The organism is Burkholderia sp. BKH01 (genome assembly GCF_025685725.1).
GTDB lineage: Bacteria > Pseudomonadota > Gammaproteobacteria > Burkholderiales > Burkholderiaceae > Burkholderia > Burkholderia pyrrocinia_C.
This window is the reverse complement of record NZ_JAOTQT010000011.1, coordinates 176,476-196,824: the sequence shown is the minus strand read 5'-3', so window position 1 is coordinate 196,824 and position 20,349 is coordinate 176,476. Positions and strand designations below refer to the sequence as shown.

The following is a 20,349-nucleotide window of genomic DNA, read 5'->3' as shown; positions in this document are numbered from 1 at the left end:
CCGCGAAGGCGGCCGTACCGTCGGCGCCGGCGTCGTCGCCAAGATCATCGAGTAATATCGACGATCCGCGGATCCCGACGGGGTCCGCGATTCCGCGGTATGCCGTTGTACCGTCGAAACCGGGTACCCAGCTTGTGCTGGCACCCGGTTTTGTTTTTCCGGTGCTCCGTTGCGTGGGCCGAGAAATCCGCGCCATCGCTCCACAATTTCGTGTAGAATCGCGGGCTTAGCAGTGGAAGTACTGTCCGGAACCTGATGTCTCGCTCCCCGCAGGCGTCATGTTTCACGTTCTTTTAGTGTCCGGCGATGCAACATCGCCTCGCTCTTTTCAAGGAATCGTCATGCAGCAACAGAAAATCCGCATTCGCCTGAAGGCTTTCGACTATCGTCTGATCGATCAATCGGCTGCCGAGATCGTCGATACCGCGAAGCGGACTGGCGCAATCGTCCGTGGCCCGGTGCCGCTGCCGACGCGCATTCAGCGTTTTGACATCCTGCGTTCGCCGCACGTCAACAAGACGTCGCGCGATCAGCTCGAAATCCGCACCCACCAGCGCCTGATGGACATCGTCGATCCGACCGACAAGACGGTTGACGCGCTGATGAAGCTCGATCTGCCGGCTGGCGTCGACGTGGAAATCAAGCTGCAGTAAGGCTTCCAGCGCCGATCGGCTTGCCGGGTGGCGCTAAGTCTTTGTATTGCTTGCGGAAATCGAGAGGTCGGGCTATACTGCTTGGCTTTTCGCGTATTCGCGTAAAAAAGTTGGGCCTTGCGTGCCTGGCATTTTGTAAATCAGCCCCGACCAATCGCAGTCGGGAATGGAGAAAATGATGAGCCTTGGACTCGTAGGTCGCAAGGTTGGCATGACCCGTATCTTCACGGCTGAAGGGGATTCGATTCCCGTCACCGTGCTGGACGTGTCGGACAACCGCGTGACGCAGATCAAGACTGTTGAAACCGACGGCTACACGGCCGTGCAGGTTGCATTCGGCTCCCGCCGCGCCTCGCGCGTGACGAAGCCGCTGGCAGGTCATCTCGCCAAAGCCGGTGTCGAAGCCGGTGAAATCCTCAAGGAATTCCGCATTGACGCGGCCAAGGCAGCCGAGCTGTCGAATGGCGCCGTGGTCGGTGCAGATCTTTTCGAAGTGGGCCAGAAGGTCGACGTGCAGGGCGTGTCGATCGGTAAGGGCTACGCCGGTACGATCAAGCGTTACAACTTCTCCTCCGGCCGTGCCACGCACGGTAACTCGCGCTCGCACAACGTGCCGGGCTCGATCGGTATGGCGCAGGATCCGGGTCGCGTGTTCCCGGGTAAACGCATGACGGGTCACATGGGTGACGTGACCGTGACGGTGCAGAACCTCGAAATCGCTCGTATCGACGCAGAGCGCAAGCTGCTGCTCGTCAAGGGTGCGATTCCGGGCGCGAAGGGTGGCAAGGTTTTTGTCACGCCGGCCGTCAAGACCAAGGGGGCGAAATAATGGAACTCAAGCTCCTGAACGAAAATGGTCAGGAAGGTGCAGTGGTCAACGCATCGGACGTCGTGTTCGGTCGTGACTACAACGAAGCGCTGATCCACCAGGTCGTCGTCGCTTACCAGGCGAATGCTCGCCAGGGTAACCGCGCGCAGAAGGACCGCGAGCAGGTCAAGCACACCACCAAGAAGCCGTGGCGCCAGAAGGGTACGGGCCGTGCTCGTGCCGGTATGTCGTCGAGCCCGCTGTGGCGTGGCGGTGGTCGTATCTTCCCGAACTCGCCGGAAGAAAACTTCTCGCACAAGGTCAACAAGAAGATGCATCGCGCAGGTCTCTGCTCGATCTTCTCGCAGCTGGCCCGTGAAGGCCGTCTGTCGGTTGTCGAGGACATCATCCTCGAAGCGCCGAAGACCAAGCTGCTGGCCGAAAAATTCAAGACCATGGGTCTCGACTCCGTGCTGATCATTACCGACACGGTTGACGAAAACCTGTACCTGGCTTCGCGCAACCTGCCGCACGTGGCAATTGTCGAGCCGCGCTACGCTGACCCGCTGTCGCTGATCTACTTCAAGAAAGTGCTGGTCACGAAGGCTGCGGTCGCCCAGATCGAGGAGTTGCTGTCATGAGCGAGATTCGCAAGAACGATCATCGTTTGATGCAGGTCCTGCTCGCACCGGTGATCTCGGAAAAGGCGACGCTGGTTGCCGACAAGAACGAGCAAGTCGTGTTCGAAGTCGCGCCGGATGCCACGAAGCAGGAAGTGAAGGCGGCTGTCGAGCTGCTGTTCAAGGTTGAAGTTGACTCCGTCAACGTGCTGGTTCAGAAGGGCAAGCAGAAGCGCTTTGGCCGTTCGATGGGCCGCCGCAAGGACGTGAAGAAGGCGTACGTTTGCCTGAAGCCCGGCCAGGAAATCAACTTTGAAGCGGAGGCCAAGTAATCATGGCAATCGTTAAAGTTAAACCGACTTCGCCGGGTCGCCGCGCGATGGTCAAGGTGGTCAACAAGAACCTGCACCAGGGCAAGCCGTTCGCGGCACTGCTCGACTCGCAGAGCTCGACCGCTGGCCGTAACAACAACGGCCGCATCACCACGCGCCACAAGGGCGGTGGCCACAAGCAGCACTATCGTATCGTCGATTTCCGTCGCACGAAGGATGGCATCCCGGCAAAGGTCGAGCGTCTCGAGTACGACCCGAACCGCAGCGCGAACATCGCGCTGGTGCTCTACGCAGACGGCGAGCGTCGCTACATCATCGCCCCGAAGGGCCTGACGGTCGGCCAACAGCTGATGTCGGGTTCGGAAGCGCCGATCCGCGCAGGCAACACGCTGCCGATCCGCAACATTCCGGTCGGTACGACGATCCACTGCATCGAGATGCTGCCGGGCAAGGGCGCGCAAATGGCGCGTTCGGCTGGCACGTCGGCCATGCTGCTGGCGCGCGAAGGCGTCTACGCACAGGTTCGCCTGCGCTCGGGCGAAATCCGCCGCGTGCACATCGAGTGCCGTGCAACGATCGGTGAAGTCGGCAACGAAGAGCATAGCCTGCGCCAGATCGGCAAGGCTGGCGCGAACCGCTGGCGCGGTATCCGCCCGACGGTGCGTGGCGTTGCGATGAACCCGGTCGATCACCCGCACGGTGGTGGTGAGGGCAAGACGGCTGCAGGTCGCGACCCGGTGAGCCCGTGGGGTACGCCGGCTAAGGGTTACCGCACCCGCAGCAACAAGCGCACGACGACGATGATCGTCCAGCGCCGTCACAAGCGTTAAGGAGTAGGCAATGGCACGTTCTGTTAAAAAAGGTCCGTTCTGCGACGCCCATTTGCTGAAGAAAGTTGAGGCGGCTGCAGCTTCGCGCGACAAAAAGCCGATCAAGACCTGGTCGCGTCGCTCGACGATTCTGCCGGATTTCATCGGCCTGACGATCGCTGTTCACAACGGCCGTCAACACGTTCCGGTGTACATCTCGGAAAACATGGTCGGCCACAAGCTTGGCGAGTTCGCACTGACCCGTACGTTCAAGGGTCACGCAGCCGACAAGAAGGCCAAGAAATAAGGGGCAATCAAGATGGAAGTGAAAGCAATTCATCGCGGTGCCCGCATCTCGGCGCAAAAAACGCGCCTTGTGGCTGACCAGATCCGCGGTTTGCCGGTCGACAAGGCGCTGAACGTTCTGACGTTCTCGCCGAAGAAGGCGGCTGGCATCGTGAAGAAGGTTGTGCTGTCGGCAATCGCGAATGCGGAGCACAACGAAGGCGCCGATATCGACGAGCTCAAGATCAAGAGCATCTACGTCGACAAGGCTGCATCGCTCAAGCGTTTCACCGCGCGCGCCAAGGGCCGCGGTAACCGCATCGAGAAGCAATCCTGTCACATCACTGTGACGGTCGGGAATTAAGGAGCCATACGATGGGACAGAAAATTCATCCGACTGGCTTCCGCCTGGCTGTCAGCCGTAATTGGGCTTCGCGTTGGTACGCGAACAACAACAATTTCGCGGCGATGCTGCAGGAAGACATCGGTGTTCGTGAGTACCTGAAGAAGAAGCTGAAGAACGCTTCGGTCGGTCGGGTCGTCATCGAGCGTCCGGCGAAGAACGCGCGCATCACGATTTACAGCTCGCGTCCGGGTGTGGTCATCGGCAAGAAGGGCGAGGATATCGAACAGCTGAAGACGGAACTGCAACGCCGCATGGGCGTTCCGGTTCACGTCAACATCGAAGAAATCCGCAAGCCGGAAACCGATGCGCAACTGATCGCTGACTCGATCACGCAACAGCTCGAGCGCCGGATCATGTTCCGTCGCGCGATGAAGCGTGCGATGCAGAACGCGATGCGTCTGGGTGCCCAGGGCATCAAGATCATGAGCGCGGGCCGTCTGAACGGTATCGAAATCGCTCGTACGGAGTGGTATCGCGAAGGTCGCGTGCCGCTTCACACGCTGCGTGCCGATATCGACTACGCGACTTCGGAAGCGAAGACGACCTACGGGATCATCGGCGTCAAGGTGTGGGTGTACAAGGGCGACACGCTCGGCCGCAATGACGCACCGGTGGTGGAAGAAGTAGCCGAAGACAAGCGTCCGCGTCGCAATGCGCGTCCGGGCGACCGTCGTCCGCGCCGTGACGGCGAAGGCGGCGCTCCGGGTGCTCGCCGTGGCGCACCGCGCCGTGGCGCCGGCAAGCCCGAAGACGGCAAGACTGGAGAATAACGATGCTGCAACCGAAACGCAGAAAGTATCGTAAAGAGCAGAAGGGTCGTAACACCGGCAAGGCGACGCGCGGCAACGCAGTGTCGTTCGGTGAATTCGGCCTGAAGGCGATCGGTCGCGGTCGTCTGACCGCACGTCAAATTGAAGCGGCGCGTCGTGCAATGACGCGTCACATCAAGCGTGGCGGCCGCATCTGGATCCGGATCTTCCCGGACAAGCCGATTTCGCAGAAGCCGGCCGAAGTACGTATGGGTAACGGTAAGGGTAACCCGGAGTACTACGTCGCCGAGATTCAGCCGGGCAAGATGCTCTATGAAATGGACGGCGTAACCGAAGAACTGGCACGCGAAGCGTTCCGTCTGGCTGCAGCCAAGCTGCCGCTGAAGACGGCATTCATCGTGCGCCAGCTCGGCGCCTAAGGAGAAAACATGAAGGCTTCCGAACTTCTCCAGAAAGACCAGGCCGCGCTCAACAAGGAGCTGGCGGACCTGCTGAAGGCGCAATTCGGCCTGCGCATGCAACTCGCGACCCAGCAGCTCACGAACACGAGCCAGCTGAAGAAGGTTCGTCGCGACATCGCACGTGTGCGGACCGTCATGACTCAGAAGGCGAACCAGAAATGAACGATAGCGTGAAAACCTCGCTGAAGCGGACGCTGGTCGGTCGGGTCGTCAGCAACAAGATGGACAAGACCGTCACCGTGCTGATCGAGCACCGCGTCAAGCACCCGATCTACGGCAAGTATGTCGTGCGCTCGAAGAAGTACCACGCGCACGATGAAGCGAACACCTGCAACGAAGGCGATCTCGTCGAAATCCAGGAAACTCGTCCTGTTTCGAAGACGAAGGCCTGGGCGGTGTCGCGCCTCGTCGAAGCAGCTCGCGTCATCTAAGCGGGCGGTGCAGCAGGCAGTAACAGGCACTTCTCCACGAAGTGCTTGAAATCGCAAAGTTTTTGCTTGCGTGACCAGGGTTATTTGTTATAATCCTGGTCTTCCCTCTTTATGGGAGCCCCGTCGCGGGCGAAGTTGGTGGGGGAAGCGGACTGGCGCCAGCCTGTCCGAAAGATTCACCGAATTGCGATGGCGGGTTTCGTTTGCCGTCGCTGCTGTTCCAACCCAAGCAGCCGATTGGCTGACGGGACCAAGACTGACCGAATGCATCATGGTGGTGCATCCGGATTAAGTTGGGAAAGACAAACCATGATCCAGACCGAATCTCGGCTCGAAGTAGCCGACAACACGGGTGCACGTGAAGTCCTGTGCATCAAGGTGCTCGGCGGCTCGAAGCGTCGTTATGCCGGCATTGGCGACATCATCAAGGTGAGCGTCAAAGAGGCAACGCCGCGCGGGCGCGTGAAGAAAGGCGAAATTTACAACGCCGTGGTGGTCCGCACCGCCAAGGGTGTGCGCCGTCAAGACGGCTCGCTGATCAAATTCGACGGCAACGCCGCTGTGCTTTTGAATAACAAGCTCGAGCCGATCGGCACCCGTATCTTCGGGCCGGTGACGCGTGAGCTGCGTAGCGAACGATTCATGAAGATCGTTTCGCTGGCGCCGGAAGTGCTGTAAGGAGTCGCGATGAACAAGATTCGCAAGGGTGACGAAGTGATCGTCGTTACCGGCAAGGACAAGGGCAAGCGCGGCGTCGTGCTGGCTGTCGGTGCTGAGCATGTGACGGTTGAAGGTATCAACCTCGTCAAGAAACATGTGAAGCCGAACCCGATGAAGGGTACGACGGGCGGCGTGGAAGCGAAGACGATGCCCCTGCATATTTCGAACGTCGCACTGGTCGACGCGAATGGCAAGGCGTCGCGTGTTGGCATCAAGGTCGAGGAAGGCAAGAAGGTTCGCTTCCTGAAGACGACCGGTGCCGTACTGAGCGCCTGACGCAGCGGAGTAAAAAATGGCTCGTTTTCAAGAGTTTTACAAAGAAAAGGTTGTGCCCGGCCTGATCGAGAAGTTCGGTTACAAGTCGGTCATGGAAGTGCCGCGCATCACCAAGATCACGCTGAACATGGGTCTTGGCGAAGCGATCGCTGACAAGAAGATCATCGAGAACGCCGTTGGCGACCTCACGAAGATCGCTGGTCAGAAGCCGGTCGTGACGAAGGCGCGCAAGGCAATCGCAGGCTTCAAGATCCGCCAGGGTTACCCCATCGGCGCGATGGTGACGCTGCGTGGTCGTGCGATGTATGAATTCCTCGACCGTTTCGTGACCGTTGCCCTGCCCCGCGTGCGTGACTTCCGCGGCGTGTCGGGTCGTGCTTTCGATGGCCGTGGCAACTACAACATCGGTGTGAAAGAGCAGATCATTTTCCCCGAAATCGACTACGACAAGATCGACGCACTGCGTGGGCTGAACATCAGCATCACGACGACTGCGAAGACCGACGACGAAGCAAAGGCTCTGCTCGCCAGCTTCAAGTTCCCGTTCAGAAACTGAGGTTACCGTGGCTAAACTGGCACTGATCGAACGTGAAAAGAAGCGCGCCCGCCTGGTCGCGAAGTTCGCAGCAAAGCGCGAAGCGCTGAAGGCGATCGTCGAAGACCAAAGCAAGTCGGAAGAAGAGCGCTACGAAGCACGCCTGGAGCTGCAGCAACTGCCCCGCAACGCAAACCCGACCCGCCAGCGTAACCGCTGCGCGATCACGGGCCGTCCGCGTGGCACGTTCCGTAAATTCGGCCTCGCGCGTAACAAGATTCGTGAAATCGCATTCCGTGGCGAGATTCCTGGCCTGACCAAGGCGAGCTGGTAATAGGAGAAACGTAAATGAGCATGAGTGATCCTATCGCCGATATGCTGACTCGCATCCGCAACGCGCAGATGGTCGAGAAGGTATCGGTCGCGATGCCCTCGTCGAAGGTCAAGGTTGCAATCGCGCAAGTCCTGAAGGACGAAGGTTATATCGACGATTTCGCGGTGAAGGCTGAAGGCGCGAAGGCAGAACTGAACATCGCGCTGAAGTACTACGCTGGCCGTCCGGTCATCGAACGCCTCGAGCGCGTGTCGAAGCCTGGCCTGCGCGTCTACCGTGGTCGTAACGACATTCCGCAGGTCATGAATGGCCTCGGCGTGGCAATCGTGTCGACGCCGAAGGGCGTGATGACCGACCGCAAGGCGCGCGCTACCGGCGTCGGCGGCGAAGTCATCTGCTACGTCGCTTAAAGCCGAGGAGAGAGAAACATGTCTCGAGTAGGTAAGAGCCCGATCGCGCTGCAAGGCGCGGAAGTCAAGCTGGCCGACGGTGCAATCACCGTCAAGGGCCCGCTGGGCACCATCACGCAAGCGATCAATCCGCTCGTGAACGTGGCGAACAACGACGGCACGCTGAATCTGTCGCCGGTCGACGAAAGCCGCGAAGCAAACGCACTGTCGGGCACGATGCGCGCGATTATCGCGAATGCCGTGCACGGCGTGACCAAGGGTTTCGAGCGCAAGCTGACGCTGGTTGGCGTCGGTTACCGTGCGCAAGCGCAAGGCGACAAGCTGAACCTGTCGCTGGGTTTCTCGCACCCGGTGGTGCACCAGATGCCGGAAGGCGTCAAGGCTGAAACCCCGACGCAAACCGAAATCGTGATCAAGGGGATCAACAAGCAACAAGTCGGTCAAGTAGCTGCGGAAGTTCGCGGTTACCGTCCGCCGGAGCCCTACAAGGGCAAGGGCGTGCGCTATTCCGACGAGGTTGTGATCCTCAAAGAAACGAAGAAGAAGTAAGGGTGCGCAATCATGGATAAGACTCAATCTCGCCTGCGCCGCGCTCGCCAGACGCGTATCAAGATCGCTGAGCTGCAGGTCGCGCGTCTCGCCGTGCATCGCACGAACACGCACATCTACGCTCAAGTGTTCTCGCCCTGCGGCACCAAGGTGCTCGCCAGTGCGTCGACGCTCGAGGCAGAAGTGCGCGCCGAGCTCGCCGACAAGTCGGGCAAGGGCGGCAACGTTAACGCCGCGACGCTGATCGGCAAGCGTATTGCCGAGAAGGCAAAGGCCGCCGGCATCGAATCCGTCGCCTTCGACCGCTCGGGCTTCCGCTACCATGGCCGCGTGAAAGCGCTGGCTGAGGCAGCTCGCGAAGCTGGGCTCAAGTTCTAAGGAAGGAATTCGTCATGGCAAAGATGCAAGCGAAAGTTCAGGCTGACGAGCGCGACGACGGCCTTCGTGAAAAGATGATTTCGGTCAATCGCGTGACCAAGGTCGTGAAGGGTGGCCGTATTCTCGGCTTCGCCGCACTGACCGTGGTTGGCGATGGTGATGGCCGCATCGGTATGGGCAAGGGCAAGGCGAAGGAAGTGCCGGTCGCTGTCCAGAAGGCAATGGAACAAGCTCGCCGCAACATGTTCAAGGTGCCGCTCAAGAACGGCACGCTGCAGCACGAAGTGCACGGCAAGCACGGTGCATCGGCCGTCCTCCTCGCTCCGGCGAAGGCAGGTACGGGCGTGATCGCCGGCGGCCCGATGCGCGCAGTGTTCGACGTGATGGGCGTTCAGAACGTTGTGGCGAAGAGCCACGGTTCGACGAACCCGTACAACCTCGTTCGCGCCACGCTGGACGGTCTGCGCAAGCAGTCCACCCCGGCAGACATCGCGGCGAAGCGCGGCAAGTCCGTCGAAGAAATTTTGGGCTAAGCCCGGGTGGTCACCATGTCTGAAAAAACTGTCAAGGTTCAGCTCGTTAAGAGCCTGATCGGGACCCGCGAATCGCACCGCGCGACCGTGCGTGGCCTGGGCCTGCGCCGACTCAACTCGGTCAGCGAGCTGCAGGACACGCCGGCGGTCCGCGGCATGATCAACAAGGTCTCGTACCTCGTTAAGGTCATCGCGTAAGCGGCCCTACGGATCAAGGAGTTGATATGGAATTGAATAACCTGAAGCCGGCAGCTGGCGCCAAGCACGCCAAGCGTCGCGTCGGCCGTGGCATCGGTTCGGGCCTCGGCAAGACGGCTGGCCGTGGTCACAAGGGTCAGAAATCGCGTTCGGGCGGCTTCCACAAAGTCGGTTTCGAAGGCGGTCAGATGCCGCTGCAACGTCGTCTGCCGAAGCGCGGCTTCACGTCGCTGACGAAGGAATTCGTCGGTGAAGTGCGCCTGGGCGACCTCGAGAAGCTGCCGGTCGACGAGATCGATCTGCTCGCACTGAAGCAAGCCGGCCTGGTCGGCGAGCTGACGAAGAGCGCAAAGATCATCGCGACGGGCGAGCTGAAGCGCAAGATCGTCGTGAAGGGTCTCGGTGCCACCAAGGGTGCGCGCGCTGCGATCGAAGCGGCCGGCGGTTCGTTCGCCGAGTGACACGCGTAGCGCGTCGTCACTTGCATTCATCGGAGAAGGTACTTGGCTAACAGCCCGAGTCTTGCAAAACCCGGTCGAAGCACGGCGAAATTCGGCGATCTGCGTCGGCGAGCGATGTTCCTGCTCCTGGCGCTGATCGTCTATCGCATCGGCGCGCACATTCCCGTGCCGGGCATCGATCCGGATCAACTGGCTAAGCTGTTCCAGAGCCAGGCGGGTGGCATCCTGGGCATGTTCAACATGTTCTCGGGCGGCGCGCTTTCCCGCTTCACGATCTTTGCGCTGGGGATCATGCCGTACATCTCGGCGTCGATCATCATGCAGCTGTTGGCGATCGTCTCGCCGCAGCTCGAAGCGCTGAAGAAGGAAGGGCAGGCAGGGCAACGGAAGATCACGCAGTACACGCGGTATTTCACCGTGGTGCTCGCGACCTTCCAGGCGTTCGGTATCGCGGCTGCGCTGGAAAACCAGCCGGGCCTCGTCACCGATCCCGGCATGCTGTTCCGTCTGACGACGGTCGTGACGCTGGTTACCGGCACGATGTTCCTGATGTGGCTCGGCGAGCAGATTACCGAGCGTGGTCTGGGCAACGGTATCTCGATCATCATCTTCGGCGGGATCGCAGCAGGGTTCCCGAATGCCGTCGGTGGGCTGTTCGAGCTGGTGCGTACGGGTTCGATGAGCATCATTTCGGCGATCATCATCGTCGTTCTGATTGCCGCGGTGACTTACCTGGTCGTGTTCATCGAACGCGGTCAGCGCAAGATCCTCGTGAACTACGCGAAGCGCCAGGTCGGCAACAAGATCTACGGCGGGCAGTCGTCGCACCTGCCGCTGAAGCTGAACATGTCGGGCGTGATTCCGCCGATCTTCGCATCGTCGATCATCCTGTTCCCGGCAACGATTCTCGGCTGGTTCAGTACCGGTCAGCCGACGGGAAGCTGGATTTCCAATACGTTGCATAACGTTGCGGAAGCGCTGAAGCCGGGCCAGCCGGTCTATGTGCTGCTGTACACGCTGGCAATCGTGTTTTTCTGCTTCTTCTACACCGCACTGGTGTTCAACAGCAGGGAAACCGCGGACAACCTGAAGAAGAGCGGCGCGTTTGTTCCGGGCATCCGTCCGGGCGATCAGACCGCACGATATATCGACCGCATCCTCACGCGTCTGACGCTGGCCGGTGCGATCTACATCGTCTTCGTGTGTCTGCTGCCGGAATTCCTGGTGCTGCGCTGGAACGTGCCGTTTTATTTTGGTGGAACGTCGCTGCTGATCATTGTCGTCGTCACGATGGACTTTATGGCGCAGGTGCAGTCGTACGTTATGTCGCAACAGTATGAGTCGCTGCTCAAGAAGGCCAACTTCAAGGGCGGCAACATCCCAACGCGTTAATAAGGACTATGGCCAAAGACGATGTAATCCAGATGCAGGGTGAGGTGATCGAAAACCTCCCGAATGCGACCTTCCGTGTGAAGCTGGAAAACGGCCATGTCGTGTTGGGGCATATTTCCGGAAAGATGCGGATGCACTACATCCGCATTCTGCCCGGCGACAAGGTGACGGTTGAGTTGACGCCTTACGATCTGTCTCGTGCGCGGATCGTGTTCCGGGCGAAGTGATTTGAAAAAAGGGTATTATCATGAAAGTGATGGCATCGGTTAAGCGCATTTGCCGCAATTGCAAGATCATCAAGCGCAAAGGCGTCGTTCGCGTGATCTGCAGCTCGGATCCGCGCCACAAGCAGCGCCAAGGCTGACCGCGCGTTTGTTTGCGCTTTTTGTTTGAGGAAAAACAATGGCTCGTATCGCAGGGGTTAACATCCCGAATCACCAGCATACCGAGATTGGCCTGACGGCAATCTTCGGTGTCGGCCGCACCCGTTCGCGCAGCATCTGCGCGGCAGCTGGCGTCGATTTTTCGAAGAAGGTCAAGGACCTGACCGACGCAGACTTGGAAAAGCTGCGTGAAGAAGTGGGCAAGTTTGTCGTCGAAGGCGATCTGCGCCGTGAAGTGACGATGAACATCAAGCGCCTGATGGACCTCGGTTGCTACCGTGGCGTCCGTCATCGCAAGGGCCTGCCGATGCGCGGTCAGCGTACGCGTACGAACGCACGTACTCGCAAGGGTCCGCGTCGTGCAGCGCAAGCGCTGAAGAAGTAAGCGGAACTGACAGTTACAGGAAAACGTAATGGCTAAGGCTTCGAACACCGCGGCGCAACGCGTTCGCAAAAAGGTTAAGAAGAACGTCGCTGAAGGTGTGGTTCACGTCCACGCGTCGTTCAACAACACGATCATCACGATCACCGATCGCCAAGGCAACGCACTGGCATGGGCGACGTCGGGCGGCCAGGGCTTCAAGGGCTCGCGCAAATCGACGCCGTTCGCTGCTCAGGTCGCAGCCGAGTCGGCCGGCCGCGTCGCGATGGAATACGGCGTGAAGAATCTGGAAGTGCGGATCAAGGGCCCGGGCCCGGGCCGTGAGTCGGCAGTGCGCGCACTGCACGGCCTCGGCATCAAGATCACCGCGATTTCGGACGTCACCCCGATTCCGCACAACGGCTGCCGCCCGCCGAAGCGTCGTCGTATCTAAGAATGTGCTGGCACGCATGTGCTAGCGCATTGCCTGTCGCCGCTTAGCGTCGACGGGCGTTGCTTTTTTGATTGACTAAGCCCACCGTTCGCCCCAAAGGGAGCGGACTAGCGCGGATTTCGATCCGCGTGACTGATTGATAAAGGAATGCAAAGTGGCACGTTATATCGGCCCCAAAGCCAAGCTGTCCCGCCGTGAAGGCACCGACCTGTTCCTGAAGAGCGCGCGCCGCTCGCTCGCCGACAAGTGCAAGCTCGACAGCAAGCCGGGTCAGCACGGCCGTACCTCGGGCGCACGTACGTCCGACTACGGTACGCAGCTGCGCGAAAAGCAGAAGGTCAAGCGTATCTACGGCGTGCTGGAGCGTCAGTTCCGCCGCTATTTCGCTGAAGCCGACCGCCGCAAGGGCAACACGGGTGAAAACCTGCTGCAACTGCTCGAGTCGCGCCTCGACAACGTCGTGTATCGCATGGGCTTCGGCTCGACCCGCGCTGAAGCGCGTCAGCTCGTGAGCCACAAGTCGATCACGGTGAACGGCGTCGTCGCGAACGTCCCGTCGCAGCAAGTGAAGGCGGGTGACATCGTCGCGATCCGCGAAAAGGCGAAGAAGCAGGCGCGTATCGTCGAAGCACTGTCGCTGGCCGAGCAAGGCGGCATGCCGAGCTGGGTTGCAGTCGATGCGAAGAAGTTCGAAGGCACGTTCAAGCAAATGCCGGAACGCGCTGACATCGCAGGCGACATCAACGAAAGCCTGATCGTCGAATTGTATTCGCGTTAATCCGATTGACGGCCGAGGTACCCTGATTGCGTTGCGCAAGGAAGGGCCTCGGCTGCTTATTTTCTGGTTGTTACCGGTCAGCCTTATCGGTGTAACGAGCCGAGGGTATTGAAAAGGAAAGCCCATGCAAACCAGTTTGCTGAAACCCAAGATCATCGCCGTGGAATCGCTGGGCGAGAACCACGCGAGGGTGGTCATGGAACCGTTCGAACGCGGTTACGGCCATACCTTGGGCAATGCGCTTCGCCGCGTGCTGCTGTCGTCGATGGTTGGCTACGCGCCGACCGAAGTCACGATCGCCGGCGTGGTGCACGAGTACTCGACGCTTGATGGTGTGCAAGAAGACGTCGTCAACCTGCTGCTGAACCTGAAGGGCGTGGTGTTCAAGCTGCATAACCGCGACGAAGTGACGGTTACGCTGCGCAAGGAAGGCGAAGGCGTCGTTACGGCCGGCGATATCGAGCTGGCTCACGATTGCGAAGTCATCAACCCGAATCACGTGATCGCGCATCTGTCGAAGGGCGGCAAGCTCGACGTTCAGATCAAGATCGAGAAGGGGCGCGGTTATGTGCCCGGCAACGTCCGTCGCTACGGCGAAGACACGGCCAAGATCATCGGCCGCATCGTCCTCGACGCATCGTTCTCGCCGGTTCGCCGCGTGAGCTACGCTGTCGAAAGCGCACGTGTCGAGCAGCGTACCGACCTCGACAAGCTCGTGATGAACATCGAGACGAGCGGCGTGATCACGCCGGAAGAAGCGATCCGTCAATCGGCCCGCATCCTGGTCGACCAGCTGTCCGTGTTCGCGGCGCTGGAAGGCACGGAAACGGCTGCCGAGGCTCCGTCGCGTGCACCGCAGATCGATCCGATCCTGCTGCGTCCGGTGGACGATCTCGAGCTGACGGTTCGTTCGGCGAACTGCCTGAAGGCCGAGAACATCTACTACATCGGCGACCTGATCCAGCGCACGGAAAATGAGCTGCTGAAGACGCCGAACCTCGGTCGCAAGTCGCTCAACGAGATCAAGGAAGTGCTCGCTTCGCGCGGTCTCACGCTGGGCATGAAGCTCGAGAACTGGCCGCCGGCTGGTCTCGACAAGTAAGCCTGGTTGTTGATGCAGTTGGCAAAGATGCGGATTTTCCTTTAAAATCCGCATCTTGCTTTTTTTCGTTACCGGCCCGTGCACCCTTCGAGGTGCGATAGAAGAGCTGGATCAAAACTTTGAATCAAGGAAACTGAAATGCGCCATCGTCATGGTCTGCGGAAACTGAACCGCACGAGCAGCCACCGTCTGGCTATGCTCCGTAACATGTCCAACTCGCTGATCGAGCACGAAGTCATCAAGACGACGCTGCCGAAGGCGAAGGAACTCCGTAAAGTCGTCGAGCCGCTGATCACGCTCGGCAAGAAGCCGTCGCTGGCAAACCGTCGCCTGGCGTTCAACCGCCTGCGCGATCGTGACTCGGTGGCGAAGCTGTTCGACGTGCTCGGTCCGCGTTTCGCGAACCGTCCGGGCGGCTACCTGCGCGTGCTGAAGTTCGGCTTCCGCGTTGGCGACAACGCACCGATGGCACTGGTCGAGCTGCTCGATCGTCCGGAAGTCGACGAAACGGAAAACGTGCAAGAAGCTGAATAAGCTTCCGGTACGCAGCAGTATCTGAAAGGGGCCGAGCAATTGCTTGGCCCTTTTTGTTTTCGAGACGCCGACTGCGATCGATTGTCGCAGTCCGGTGCCGGCAGCGTTGCGCGGGCTGCGCTACGATACGGGGCAGCCGGCGTGGTTCCTGGGTGGGCAATCCGCGTCGGCAGGAGCCGGTAGACCAGCCAGGAGGGGGCGGATGATAGTGGTGCTGATGCTGACGACGGTGCCCGATGCGGCGACGGCCGCGGCGCTCGCCGACGGCGCGCTCGACGCGCGGCTTGCCGCGTGCGTGTCGGAGCTCGGAGCGATCAAGTCGCGCTATCACTGGCAGGGCAAGGTCGAAATGGCCGATGAGATCCAGTTGCTGTTCAAGACGAGCCCCGTGCGGGCGCTCGAACTGGAACGATTTATTCTCGCGCATCATCCATACGAGACGCCCGAAATCGTCTCGTGGCAGGCGACGGCATCGGCCGCGTACGGCCAGTGGGTGACCAGCGAAACTCAACGTCTATTTCATGTTTAACGGTATGGCGCTTCCCGTGCGCGTGCGCGCGCTGCGGTTTCTTGCGGTCCTGTTGTCACTCGTACTCGTGCTGGGTGGCCTGTCCGTCGCGCGCGCGGCCGACGATTTCCTCGATCCGTCGGTTGCGTTCAAATTCAGCGCGAGCGAATCGCCGGGACAAGTGGACGTCCGCTTCAAGGTCGCCAACGGCTATTACCTGTATCGCGAGCGGTTCGCGTTCGCGGTGAAGAGCGGGCAGGCGACGCTCGGCGAGCCCCAATTGCCGGCCGGCCACGTGAAGTTCGACCAGACGTTCCAGAAGAACGTCGAGACCTATCGTGACGAAGTCGTGGTGCACGTGCCGGTCAAGCAGGCGTCGGGGCCGTTCCAACTCGCGGTGACATCGCAGGGGTGCGCGGATGAAGGGATCTGCTATCCGCCGGCCGAGCATGTCGTCAAGGTCGACGGCGCCGCGCTGGGTGCAGCCGCATCGTCGTCCGGCGACACGGCTGCTGCGGGCAACTGGTTCGACAAGGTCACGAGCGCCGATTTCGCGCAGTCGCTGCTCGAAGGGCACGGGTTCTTCACGATCGTCGCGCTGTACTTCGTCGCGGGCGTCGTGCTGAGCCTCCTGCCCTGTTCGTACCCGATGATTCCGATCGTGTCCGCGATCATCATTGGCCAGGGTACGCGCGCGACGCATGCACGCGGCCTCGCGCTGTCGCTGACCTACGTGGTCGGCATGGCGCTGGTCTACACGGTGCTCGGCATCGCCGCGGCGCTGGTCGGCCAGAGTCTCGGCGCGTGGCTGCAGAACCCGTGGGTGCTCGGCGCATTCGGCGTGCTGCTCACCGCATTCGCCGTATCGCTGATTTCGGGCAAGGACATTGCGCTGCCCGAGCGCTGGCAGAACGGCGCGGCCGAGGCATCGAGCGCGCGCCAGGGCGGCCACTTCGTCGCGGTTGCGGCGATGGGCGCATTGTCGGCGCTGGTCGTCGGCGCATGCATGACGGCGCCGCTGTTTGCGGTGCTCGCCTTCATCGCGCACACCGGCAATGCGTTGCTCGGTGGTGCGGCGCTGTTCGCGATGGGGCTGGGGCTCGGCGTACCGCTGCTCGTCGTCGGCGTCGGTGCCGGGACGGTGCTGCCGCGCGCGGGCGCATGGATGGATGGCGTGAAGGTGTTCTTCGGCATCGTGCTGCTCGCGGCCGCGTTGTGGATCGTATGGCCGGTGCTCGCGGGCGGCCTGAAGATGGTGCTCGCAGCGTTGTGGCTGCTCGTCGCGGCCGCGGCGCTCGGGTTGTTCACGCCGAATGCCGGCGCCGCGTCGATCTGGCGCCGCCTGGGCCGTGGCCTGGGCGCCGCGCTCGCGATCTGGGCGGCGACGCTGCTCGTCGGCCTGGCCGCCGGATCGACCGATCCGATTAAACCGTTGGCCGTACTCGCGGCGCGCACGGTTGCGTCGGGCGGCGCAGCGGCTGCTGCCGGGCAGGACGGGCCCGCGTTCGCATCGGTGCGCTCCAGTGGCGAGCTCGACACGCTGCTGAAGGCGTCGGGCCGGCCCGTGATGCTCGACTTCTACGCCGACTGGTGCGTGAGCTGCAAGGAGATGGAGCATCTGACGTTTACCGACGCACGCGTGCAGGCGCGGCTCGCGCAGCTTCACCTCGTGCGTGCGGATGTCACCGCGAACAACCCGGACGACCAGGCGCTGCTCAAGCGCTTCAACCTGTTCGGGCCGCCGGGCATTATCTTCTTCGATCGCAGCGGCAACGAAATCGGGCGCGTGGTCGGCTATCAGGCAGCCGAGACGTTCCTGCGCAGCCTCGATCGGGCCGCTGTCCCGACGGTATGACGGTGCCTGCCGGGGGGGGGGCGTGCCGGTGGCGAACCGGGGCGCTCGCGCGGCATGAGCTGGCGACTCGACGCCGGCAGGCGGTCTCGATCAAAGGCAAACAAAAAACGGCGGAACACTGAGGTGTCCCGCCGTTTTTCTTTCCGCCTGCCGGCGCGCGATCAGCGTTGCGCTTTCAGCAGGCGCGCGGCATCGAGCGCGAAGTACGTGAGCACGCCGTCGGCGCCTGCACGCTTGAACGCGAGCAGCGATTCGAGCACGACCTTGTCGTGGTCGAGCCAGCCGTTCATCGCGGCGGCCTTTAGCATCGCGTATTCGCCGCTCACCTGGTACACGTAGGTCGGGAAGCGGAACTCGTCCTTCACGCGACGCACGATGTCGAGGTACGGCATGCCGGGCTTGACCATCACCATGTCGGCGCCTTCGTCGATGTCGAGGCGCACTTCGCGCAGCGCTTCATCGCTGTTCGCCGGATCCATCTGGTAGGTCATCTTGTTGCCCTTGCCCAGGTTGGACGCCGAGCCGACCGCGTCGCGGAACGGGCCGTAGAACGCCGACGCGAACTTGGCCGAGTAGGCCATGATGCGCGTATGGATATGGCCGTCGCTTTCCAGCATCTCGCGGACTGCGCCGATGCGGCCGTCCATCATGTCCGACGGCGCGACGATGTCGACGCCGGCTTCGGCCTGAGCGCGCGCCTGATCGACCAGGATCTCGATCGTGTCGTCGTTGATCACGTAGCCGTTCTCGTCGAGCACGCCGTCCTGGCCGTGGCTCGTGTACGGATCGAGTGCGACGTCGGTCAGCACGCCGAGTTCGGGGAAGCGCTTCTTCAGCTCGCGCACCGCACGCGGGATCAGGCCTTCCGGATTGGCCGCCTCGCGGCCGTCAGGCGTTTTCAGCGACGGCTCGATGGCCGGGAACAGCGACAGCACGGGCACGCCGAGTTCGACGCATTGCTCGGCGACATGCATCAGCAGATCGACGGACACGCGCTCGACGCCGGGCATCGACGGTACCGCCTGCCGTTCGTTGGTGCCGTCGACGACGAACACCGGATAGATCAGGTCGTCGGTGGTCAGGCGGTTTTCGCGCATCAGGCGCCGGGAGAAGTCGTCGCGGCGCATCCGGCGCGGACGATGAAGCGGATGGAAGCTCATGGCGATTGGGCAGAAATCAGGGCAGTAAGGGCCTTACGGAACCCTTAGGTCATTTTCGGGAGCGTTGGTATATGATAGCGATCGAGCGGCACGCGTCGCGTGCAACTCCCCGCTTCTCCTCCCTGAGCGGGTGCCTGTCGTTATTCGATTAGGCTGTTTGACCCGCCGTTTAACGGCGGGTTTTTTTATGAGCCGGCCGAATCCGCAGGCGCCGTCAGGTGCGCGCCGCCGTTCCCGGCCGCGCGTTGCCCGATCATTGTGCTACAGGCTCGCTTTTTTCGTCGGCGACGGACGGCCGCACCCAGCTCTCGATCAGCTCATGCGCCTCGTCGAGCCCCGTGCGCTTCAGTGCGGAGAACAGCTGGACCGTCAGCTTGCCCTGGACGCCCTGGTCGCGATATGCATCCAGACCTTTTTGCGTGGTCCGCAGCGCGTTGATGCTTTCCTGCCGCGTCAATTTGTCGCACTTCGTCAGCAGCGTGTGGATCGGCTTGCCGGTCGGCGTGAACCACTCGATCATGCGGCGATCGAGGTCGGTCAGCGGGCGGCGCGAATCCATCATCAGGATCAGGCCGCAGAGCTGCGAGCGGGTCGCGAGGTAGGACGACAGCAGCATTTCCCAGTGCGCCTTCGCGGCGCCCGGCACTTCCGCGTAGCCGTAGCCGGGCAGGTCGACGATGTTCGCGACGGGCTCGGCGGCCGGGCCGACGGAGAAGTAGTTGATATGCTGCGTGCGGCCGGGCGTCTTCGATGCGAAGGCCAGCCGCTTCTGGTTGCACAGCACGTTGATCGCCGTCGACTTGCCGGCATTCGAGCGGCCCGCGAACGCGATTTCCGGCTGTACCGTCGGCGGCAGGTCGCGCAGATGGTTGACGGTCGTGTAGAAGCGGGCTTGATGGAGCAGAAAGGCCATGGGAACCGGAAGGACGGGCGGCGCGAGCCGCTTGGTGGAGGCGGGGTAGCCCCGATAGGCGCGGGAGCTTTCAACACGATATTGTACAATACGGCGGTTTTACCGAAGGCCTCAGGGCGCCTGCCTCGCGCTTTTATGTGGCTTCTGCGGTAGACTGGTCGCCGTCGTTTTTTGCAGAACCTCAAATTCCCACAAGACGAAACAGGGTGTGCGAATGAATCGACTGTGCAAGTCTCTGATGGTGCTTCAGGTTGCAGCAGGGTTCGTAGGTTTCGTAGCGGAGGCAAACGCGGCGGATGCGGCAAAGCCGGATCTAGACCGCGGCAAGGCGATTGCCGGGCAGGTCTGCGCGTCGTGTCACGGCGCCGATGGCAATAGCGCGTCGGGCAGTTTCCCGAAGCTTGCCGGCCAGCATCCCGAGTATCTGGTCAAGCAGTTGAACGACTTCAAGACGCAGCCGGGCACGAAGGGGCCGGTGCGTACCAACGCGGTGATGGTCGGATTCGCGAGTGCGCTGAGCACGGACGACATGCGCAACGTCGCCGCGTACTACGGGTCGCAGACGACGAAGCTCGGTACCGCACGCGATGCGGCGACCGTGCCGATCGGCCAGAAGATCTATCGCGGCGGCATCGCGGAGAAGGGCGTACCCGCCTGCGCGAGCTGCCACGGGCCGACCGGGCAGGGGATTCCGGTCCAGTACCCGCGTCTGTCGGGGCAGTGGGCCGATTACACGGTCGCACAGTTGACCGCGTTCCAGCAGGGTGCTGGCGCGCGCAACAACAACGACGCGATGCATCAGATCGCGATGCGCCTGTCGGACAACGAGATCAAGGCCGTCGCGGATTACATCGCGGGCCTGCGTTGAGCGGTCGGTCGCGAATGGAATGACCGGGCGCCCGAAGGGCGTCCGGAGTCAGAACAAGAAAAGGGTGGGGCG

34 protein-coding genes are annotated in these 20,349 nt (G+C 61.4%); 32 read left to right on the top strand and 2 right to left on the bottom strand.

Annotation, left to right across the window (positions count from 1 at the left end):
- Positions 1-341: 341 nt before the first annotated feature.
- From rpsJ to dsbD, 31 genes are all read left to right on the top strand, one after another.
- The gene (gene rpsJ, locus OEJ37_RS18680; protein WP_004199280.1) at positions 342-653 is read left to right on the top strand and encodes a 30S ribosomal protein S10; all 312 of its coding nucleotides are present in this window, start codon (positions 342-344) and stop codon (positions 651-653) included.
- A gap of 178 nt (positions 654-831) precedes the next feature.
- Positions 832-1,482, top strand: coding sequence for a 50S ribosomal protein L3 (gene rplC, locus OEJ37_RS18675; RefSeq protein ID WP_006482922.1), 651 nt, complete (start codon positions 832-834; stop codon positions 1,480-1,482).
- Positions 1,482-2,102, top strand: a complete 621-nt coding sequence (gene rplD, locus OEJ37_RS18670; RefSeq protein ID WP_011350675.1) for a 50S ribosomal protein L4 — start codon at positions 1,482-1,484, stop codon at positions 2,100-2,102. Before rplC ends, rplD begins: the two co-directional genes overlap by 1 nt.
- Entirely contained in the window at positions 2,099-2,413 is a 315-nt protein-coding gene (gene rplW / locus OEJ37_RS18665) for a 50S ribosomal protein L23 (protein ID WP_004199275.1), read from the top strand. Before rplD ends, rplW begins: the two co-directional genes overlap by 4 nt.
- A 2-nt stretch (positions 2,414-2,415) precedes the next feature.
- Positions 2,416-3,243 (top strand): 50S ribosomal protein L2, encoded by an 828-nt coding sequence (gene rplB, locus OEJ37_RS18660; RefSeq protein WP_006482900.1) that lies wholly within the window; start codon positions 2,416-2,418, stop codon positions 3,241-3,243.
- Positions 3,244-3,253: 10 nt separating this feature from the next.
- Positions 3,254-3,529: a 30S ribosomal protein S19 gene (gene rpsS / locus OEJ37_RS18655; protein WP_004199273.1), complete on the top strand. Its 276-nt coding sequence runs from the start codon at positions 3,254-3,256 to the stop codon at positions 3,527-3,529.
- A 12-nt stretch (positions 3,530-3,541) separates the two neighbouring features.
- A complete protein-coding gene (rplV, locus tag OEJ37_RS18650; RefSeq protein WP_004199272.1) occupies positions 3,542-3,871 on the top strand; it encodes a 50S ribosomal protein L22 in 330 nt (109 codons plus the stop codon).
- An 11-nt stretch (positions 3,872-3,882) separates the two neighbouring features.
- A complete protein-coding gene (gene rpsC / locus OEJ37_RS18645) occupies positions 3,883-4,683 on the top strand; it encodes a 30S ribosomal protein S3 (protein WP_006482899.1) in 801 nt (266 codons plus the stop codon).
- A gap of 2 nt (positions 4,684-4,685) precedes the next feature.
- Positions 4,686-5,102 (top strand): 50S ribosomal protein L16, encoded by a 417-nt coding sequence (gene rplP / locus OEJ37_RS18640; RefSeq protein WP_006482873.1) that lies wholly within the window; start codon positions 4,686-4,688, stop codon positions 5,100-5,102.
- 9 nt (positions 5,103-5,111) lie between these two features.
- On the top strand, positions 5,112-5,306 hold the full coding sequence (gene rpmC / locus OEJ37_RS18635) for a 50S ribosomal protein L29 (protein ID WP_006400652.1): 195 nt from the start codon (positions 5,112-5,114) through the stop codon (positions 5,304-5,306).
- A complete protein-coding gene (gene rpsQ, locus OEJ37_RS18630) occupies positions 5,303-5,575 on the top strand; it encodes a 30S ribosomal protein S17 (RefSeq protein WP_047899582.1) in 273 nt (90 codons plus the stop codon). The genes rpmC and rpsQ overlap by 4 nt, the downstream gene beginning before the upstream one ends.
- A 309-nt stretch (positions 5,576-5,884) precedes the next feature.
- Positions 5,885-6,253: a 50S ribosomal protein L14 gene (rplN, locus tag OEJ37_RS18625; protein ID WP_006482918.1), complete on the top strand. Its 369-nt coding sequence runs from the start codon at positions 5,885-5,887 to the stop codon at positions 6,251-6,253.
- 9 nt (positions 6,254-6,262) lie between these two features.
- On the top strand, positions 6,263-6,571 hold the full coding sequence (rplX, locus tag OEJ37_RS18620; protein ID WP_006477187.1) for a 50S ribosomal protein L24: 309 nt from the start codon (positions 6,263-6,265) through the stop codon (positions 6,569-6,571).
- Between the two features lie 16 nt (positions 6,572-6,587).
- Entirely contained in the window at positions 6,588-7,127 is a 540-nt protein-coding gene (gene rplE / locus OEJ37_RS18615; RefSeq protein ID WP_006482882.1) for a 50S ribosomal protein L5, read from the top strand.
- 7 nt (positions 7,128-7,134) lie between these two features.
- Complete coding sequence (gene rpsN, locus OEJ37_RS18610) at positions 7,135-7,440, top strand: 30S ribosomal protein S14 (RefSeq protein WP_006482884.1); 306 nt, start codon at positions 7,135-7,137, stop codon at positions 7,438-7,440.
- Positions 7,441-7,454: 14 nt separating this feature from the next.
- Positions 7,455-7,850 carry a 30S ribosomal protein S8 gene (gene rpsH, locus OEJ37_RS18605; protein WP_034183605.1) on the top strand — a complete coding sequence of 132 codons (396 nt, stop codon included), beginning with the start codon at positions 7,455-7,457 and terminating at the stop codon, positions 7,848-7,850.
- A gap of 18 nt (positions 7,851-7,868) precedes the next feature.
- Entirely contained in the window at positions 7,869-8,399 is a 531-nt protein-coding gene (rplF, locus tag OEJ37_RS18600) for a 50S ribosomal protein L6 (protein ID WP_006758786.1), read from the top strand.
- 12 nt (positions 8,400-8,411) lie between these two features.
- A complete protein-coding gene (rplR, locus tag OEJ37_RS18595) occupies positions 8,412-8,777 on the top strand; it encodes a 50S ribosomal protein L18 (protein ID WP_006477183.1) in 366 nt (121 codons plus the stop codon).
- 14 nt (positions 8,778-8,791) lie between these two features.
- Positions 8,792-9,310 (top strand): 30S ribosomal protein S5, encoded by a 519-nt coding sequence (gene rpsE / locus OEJ37_RS18590; protein WP_006482895.1) that lies wholly within the window; start codon positions 8,792-8,794, stop codon positions 9,308-9,310.
- A gap of 15 nt (positions 9,311-9,325) precedes the next feature.
- Positions 9,326-9,508: a 50S ribosomal protein L30 gene (gene rpmD, locus OEJ37_RS18585; protein WP_006400644.1), complete on the top strand. Its 183-nt coding sequence runs from the start codon at positions 9,326-9,328 to the stop codon at positions 9,506-9,508.
- 26 nt (positions 9,509-9,534) lie between these two features.
- Entirely contained in the window at positions 9,535-9,969 is a 435-nt protein-coding gene (rplO, locus tag OEJ37_RS18580; RefSeq protein ID WP_006482880.1) for a 50S ribosomal protein L15, read from the top strand.
- Between the two features lie 42 nt (positions 9,970-10,011).
- Positions 10,012-11,361 (top strand): preprotein translocase subunit SecY, encoded by a 1,350-nt coding sequence (gene secY / locus OEJ37_RS18575; RefSeq protein WP_072443819.1) that lies wholly within the window; start codon positions 10,012-10,014, stop codon positions 11,359-11,361.
- Between the two features lie 8 nt (positions 11,362-11,369).
- A complete protein-coding gene (gene infA, locus OEJ37_RS18570; RefSeq protein WP_004521905.1) occupies positions 11,370-11,588 on the top strand; it encodes a translation initiation factor IF-1 in 219 nt (72 codons plus the stop codon).
- A 20-nt stretch (positions 11,589-11,608) separates the two neighbouring features.
- Positions 11,609-11,725 (top strand): 50S ribosomal protein L36, encoded by a 117-nt coding sequence (rpmJ, locus tag OEJ37_RS18565; protein WP_004199844.1) that lies wholly within the window; start codon positions 11,609-11,611, stop codon positions 11,723-11,725.
- Between the two features lie 38 nt (positions 11,726-11,763).
- Entirely contained in the window at positions 11,764-12,129 is a 366-nt protein-coding gene (gene rpsM / locus OEJ37_RS18560) for a 30S ribosomal protein S13 (RefSeq protein WP_128841823.1), read from the top strand.
- Positions 12,130-12,157: 28 nt separating this feature from the next.
- The gene (gene rpsK / locus OEJ37_RS18555) at positions 12,158-12,559 is read left to right on the top strand and encodes a 30S ribosomal protein S11 (protein ID WP_004197937.1); all 402 of its coding nucleotides are present in this window, start codon (positions 12,158-12,160) and stop codon (positions 12,557-12,559) included.
- Positions 12,560-12,713: 154 nt separating this feature from the next.
- Positions 12,714-13,337: a 30S ribosomal protein S4 gene (gene rpsD / locus OEJ37_RS18550; RefSeq protein ID WP_006752934.1), complete on the top strand. Its 624-nt coding sequence runs from the start codon at positions 12,714-12,716 to the stop codon at positions 13,335-13,337.
- Positions 13,338-13,461: 124 nt separating this feature from the next.
- Positions 13,462-14,439: a DNA-directed RNA polymerase subunit alpha gene (locus OEJ37_RS18545; RefSeq protein ID WP_006477176.1), complete on the top strand. Its 978-nt coding sequence runs from the start codon at positions 13,462-13,464 to the stop codon at positions 14,437-14,439.
- A gap of 138 nt (positions 14,440-14,577) precedes the next feature.
- Positions 14,578-14,973, top strand: coding sequence for a 50S ribosomal protein L17 (gene rplQ / locus OEJ37_RS18540; RefSeq protein ID WP_006477175.1), 396 nt, complete (start codon positions 14,578-14,580; stop codon positions 14,971-14,973).
- Positions 14,974-15,175: 202 nt separating this feature from the next.
- On the top strand, positions 15,176-15,502 hold the full coding sequence (cutA, locus tag OEJ37_RS18535) for a divalent-cation tolerance protein CutA (protein WP_263345067.1): 327 nt from the start codon (positions 15,176-15,178) through the stop codon (positions 15,500-15,502).
- A complete protein-coding gene (dsbD, locus tag OEJ37_RS18530; protein ID WP_263345066.1) occupies positions 15,495-17,336 on the top strand; it encodes a protein-disulfide reductase DsbD in 1,842 nt (613 codons plus the stop codon). Before cutA ends, dsbD begins: the two co-directional genes overlap by 8 nt.
- Before the next feature lie 161 nt (positions 17,337-17,497).
- On the opposite strand, the gene hemB is transcribed toward dsbD, so the two are convergent.
- The gene (hemB, locus tag OEJ37_RS18525; protein ID WP_059686546.1) at positions 17,498-18,496 is read right to left on the bottom strand and encodes a porphobilinogen synthase; all 999 of its coding nucleotides are present in this window, start codon (positions 18,494-18,496) and stop codon (positions 17,498-17,500) included.
- Between the two features lie 253 nt (positions 18,497-18,749).
- Positions 18,750-19,409, bottom strand: a complete 660-nt coding sequence (yihA, locus tag OEJ37_RS18520) for a ribosome biogenesis GTP-binding protein YihA/YsxC (RefSeq protein WP_152859248.1) — start codon at positions 19,407-19,409, stop codon at positions 18,750-18,752.
- 214 nt (positions 19,410-19,623) lie between these two features.
- On the opposite strand from yihA, the gene OEJ37_RS18515 reads away from it, so the two are divergent.
- Positions 19,624-20,277 (top strand): c-type cytochrome, encoded by a 654-nt coding sequence (locus tag OEJ37_RS18515; RefSeq protein WP_263345071.1) that lies wholly within the window; start codon positions 19,624-19,626, stop codon positions 20,275-20,277.
- Positions 20,278-20,349: the final 72 nt, after the last annotated feature.

Bases quoted from the DNA above. Each gene is read 5' to 3' on its own strand.
- rpsJ (WP_004199280.1), top strand. From the start codon at position 342: ATGCAGCAACAGAAAATCCGCATTCGCCTGAAGGCTTTCGACTATCGT.
- rplC (WP_006482922.1), top strand. From the start codon at position 832: ATGAGCCTTGGACTCGTAGGTCGCAAGGTTGGCATGACCCGTATCTTC.
- rplD (WP_011350675.1), top strand. From the start codon at position 1,482: ATGGAACTCAAGCTCCTGAACGAAAATGGTCAGGAAGGTGCAGTGGTC.
- rplW (WP_004199275.1), top strand. From the start codon at position 2,099: ATGAGCGAGATTCGCAAGAACGATCATCGTTTGATGCAGGTCCTGCTC.
- rplB (WP_006482900.1), top strand. From the start codon at position 2,416: ATGGCAATCGTTAAAGTTAAACCGACTTCGCCGGGTCGCCGCGCGATG.
- rpsS (WP_004199273.1), top strand. From the start codon at position 3,254: ATGGCACGTTCTGTTAAAAAAGGTCCGTTCTGCGACGCCCATTTGCTG.
- rplV (WP_004199272.1), top strand. From the start codon at position 3,542: ATGGAAGTGAAAGCAATTCATCGCGGTGCCCGCATCTCGGCGCAAAAA.
- rpsC (WP_006482899.1), top strand. From the start codon at position 3,883: ATGGGACAGAAAATTCATCCGACTGGCTTCCGCCTGGCTGTCAGCCGT.
- rplP (WP_006482873.1), top strand. From the start codon at position 4,686: ATGCTGCAACCGAAACGCAGAAAGTATCGTAAAGAGCAGAAGGGTCGT.
- rpmC (WP_006400652.1), top strand. From the start codon at position 5,112: ATGAAGGCTTCCGAACTTCTCCAGAAAGACCAGGCCGCGCTCAACAAG.
- rpsQ (WP_047899582.1), top strand. From the start codon at position 5,303: ATGAACGATAGCGTGAAAACCTCGCTGAAGCGGACGCTGGTCGGTCGG.
- rplN (WP_006482918.1), top strand. From the start codon at position 5,885: ATGATCCAGACCGAATCTCGGCTCGAAGTAGCCGACAACACGGGTGCA.
- rplX (WP_006477187.1), top strand. From the start codon at position 6,263: ATGAACAAGATTCGCAAGGGTGACGAAGTGATCGTCGTTACCGGCAAG.
- rplE (WP_006482882.1), top strand. From the start codon at position 6,588: ATGGCTCGTTTTCAAGAGTTTTACAAAGAAAAGGTTGTGCCCGGCCTG.
- rpsH (WP_034183605.1), top strand. From the start codon at position 7,455: ATGAGCATGAGTGATCCTATCGCCGATATGCTGACTCGCATCCGCAAC.
- rplF (WP_006758786.1), top strand. From the start codon at position 7,869: ATGTCTCGAGTAGGTAAGAGCCCGATCGCGCTGCAAGGCGCGGAAGTC.
- rplR (WP_006477183.1), top strand. From the start codon at position 8,412: ATGGATAAGACTCAATCTCGCCTGCGCCGCGCTCGCCAGACGCGTATC.
- rpsE (WP_006482895.1), top strand. From the start codon at position 8,792: ATGGCAAAGATGCAAGCGAAAGTTCAGGCTGACGAGCGCGACGACGGC.
- rpmD (WP_006400644.1), top strand. From the start codon at position 9,326: ATGTCTGAAAAAACTGTCAAGGTTCAGCTCGTTAAGAGCCTGATCGGG.
- rplO (WP_006482880.1), top strand. From the start codon at position 9,535: ATGGAATTGAATAACCTGAAGCCGGCAGCTGGCGCCAAGCACGCCAAG.
- infA (WP_004521905.1), top strand. From the start codon at position 11,370: ATGGCCAAAGACGATGTAATCCAGATGCAGGGTGAGGTGATCGAAAAC.
- rpmJ (WP_004199844.1), top strand. From the start codon at position 11,609: ATGAAAGTGATGGCATCGGTTAAGCGCATTTGCCGCAATTGCAAGATC.
- rpsM (WP_128841823.1), top strand. From the start codon at position 11,764: ATGGCTCGTATCGCAGGGGTTAACATCCCGAATCACCAGCATACCGAG.
- rpsK (WP_004197937.1), top strand. From the start codon at position 12,158: ATGGCTAAGGCTTCGAACACCGCGGCGCAACGCGTTCGCAAAAAGGTT.
- OEJ37_RS18545 (WP_006477176.1), top strand. From the start codon at position 13,462: ATGCAAACCAGTTTGCTGAAACCCAAGATCATCGCCGTGGAATCGCTG.
- rplQ (WP_006477175.1), top strand. From the start codon at position 14,578: ATGCGCCATCGTCATGGTCTGCGGAAACTGAACCGCACGAGCAGCCAC.
- cutA (WP_263345067.1), top strand. From the start codon at position 15,176: ATGATAGTGGTGCTGATGCTGACGACGGTGCCCGATGCGGCGACGGCC.
- dsbD (WP_263345066.1), top strand. From the start codon at position 15,495: ATGTTTAACGGTATGGCGCTTCCCGTGCGCGTGCGCGCGCTGCGGTTT.
- hemB (WP_059686546.1), bottom strand. From the start codon at position 18,496: ATGAGCTTCCATCCGCTTCATCGTCCGCGCCGGATGCGCCGCGACGAC.
- yihA (WP_152859248.1), bottom strand. From the start codon at position 19,409: ATGGCCTTTCTGCTCCATCAAGCCCGCTTCTACACGACCGTCAACCAT.
- OEJ37_RS18515 (WP_263345071.1), top strand. From the start codon at position 19,624: ATGAATCGACTGTGCAAGTCTCTGATGGTGCTTCAGGTTGCAGCAGGG.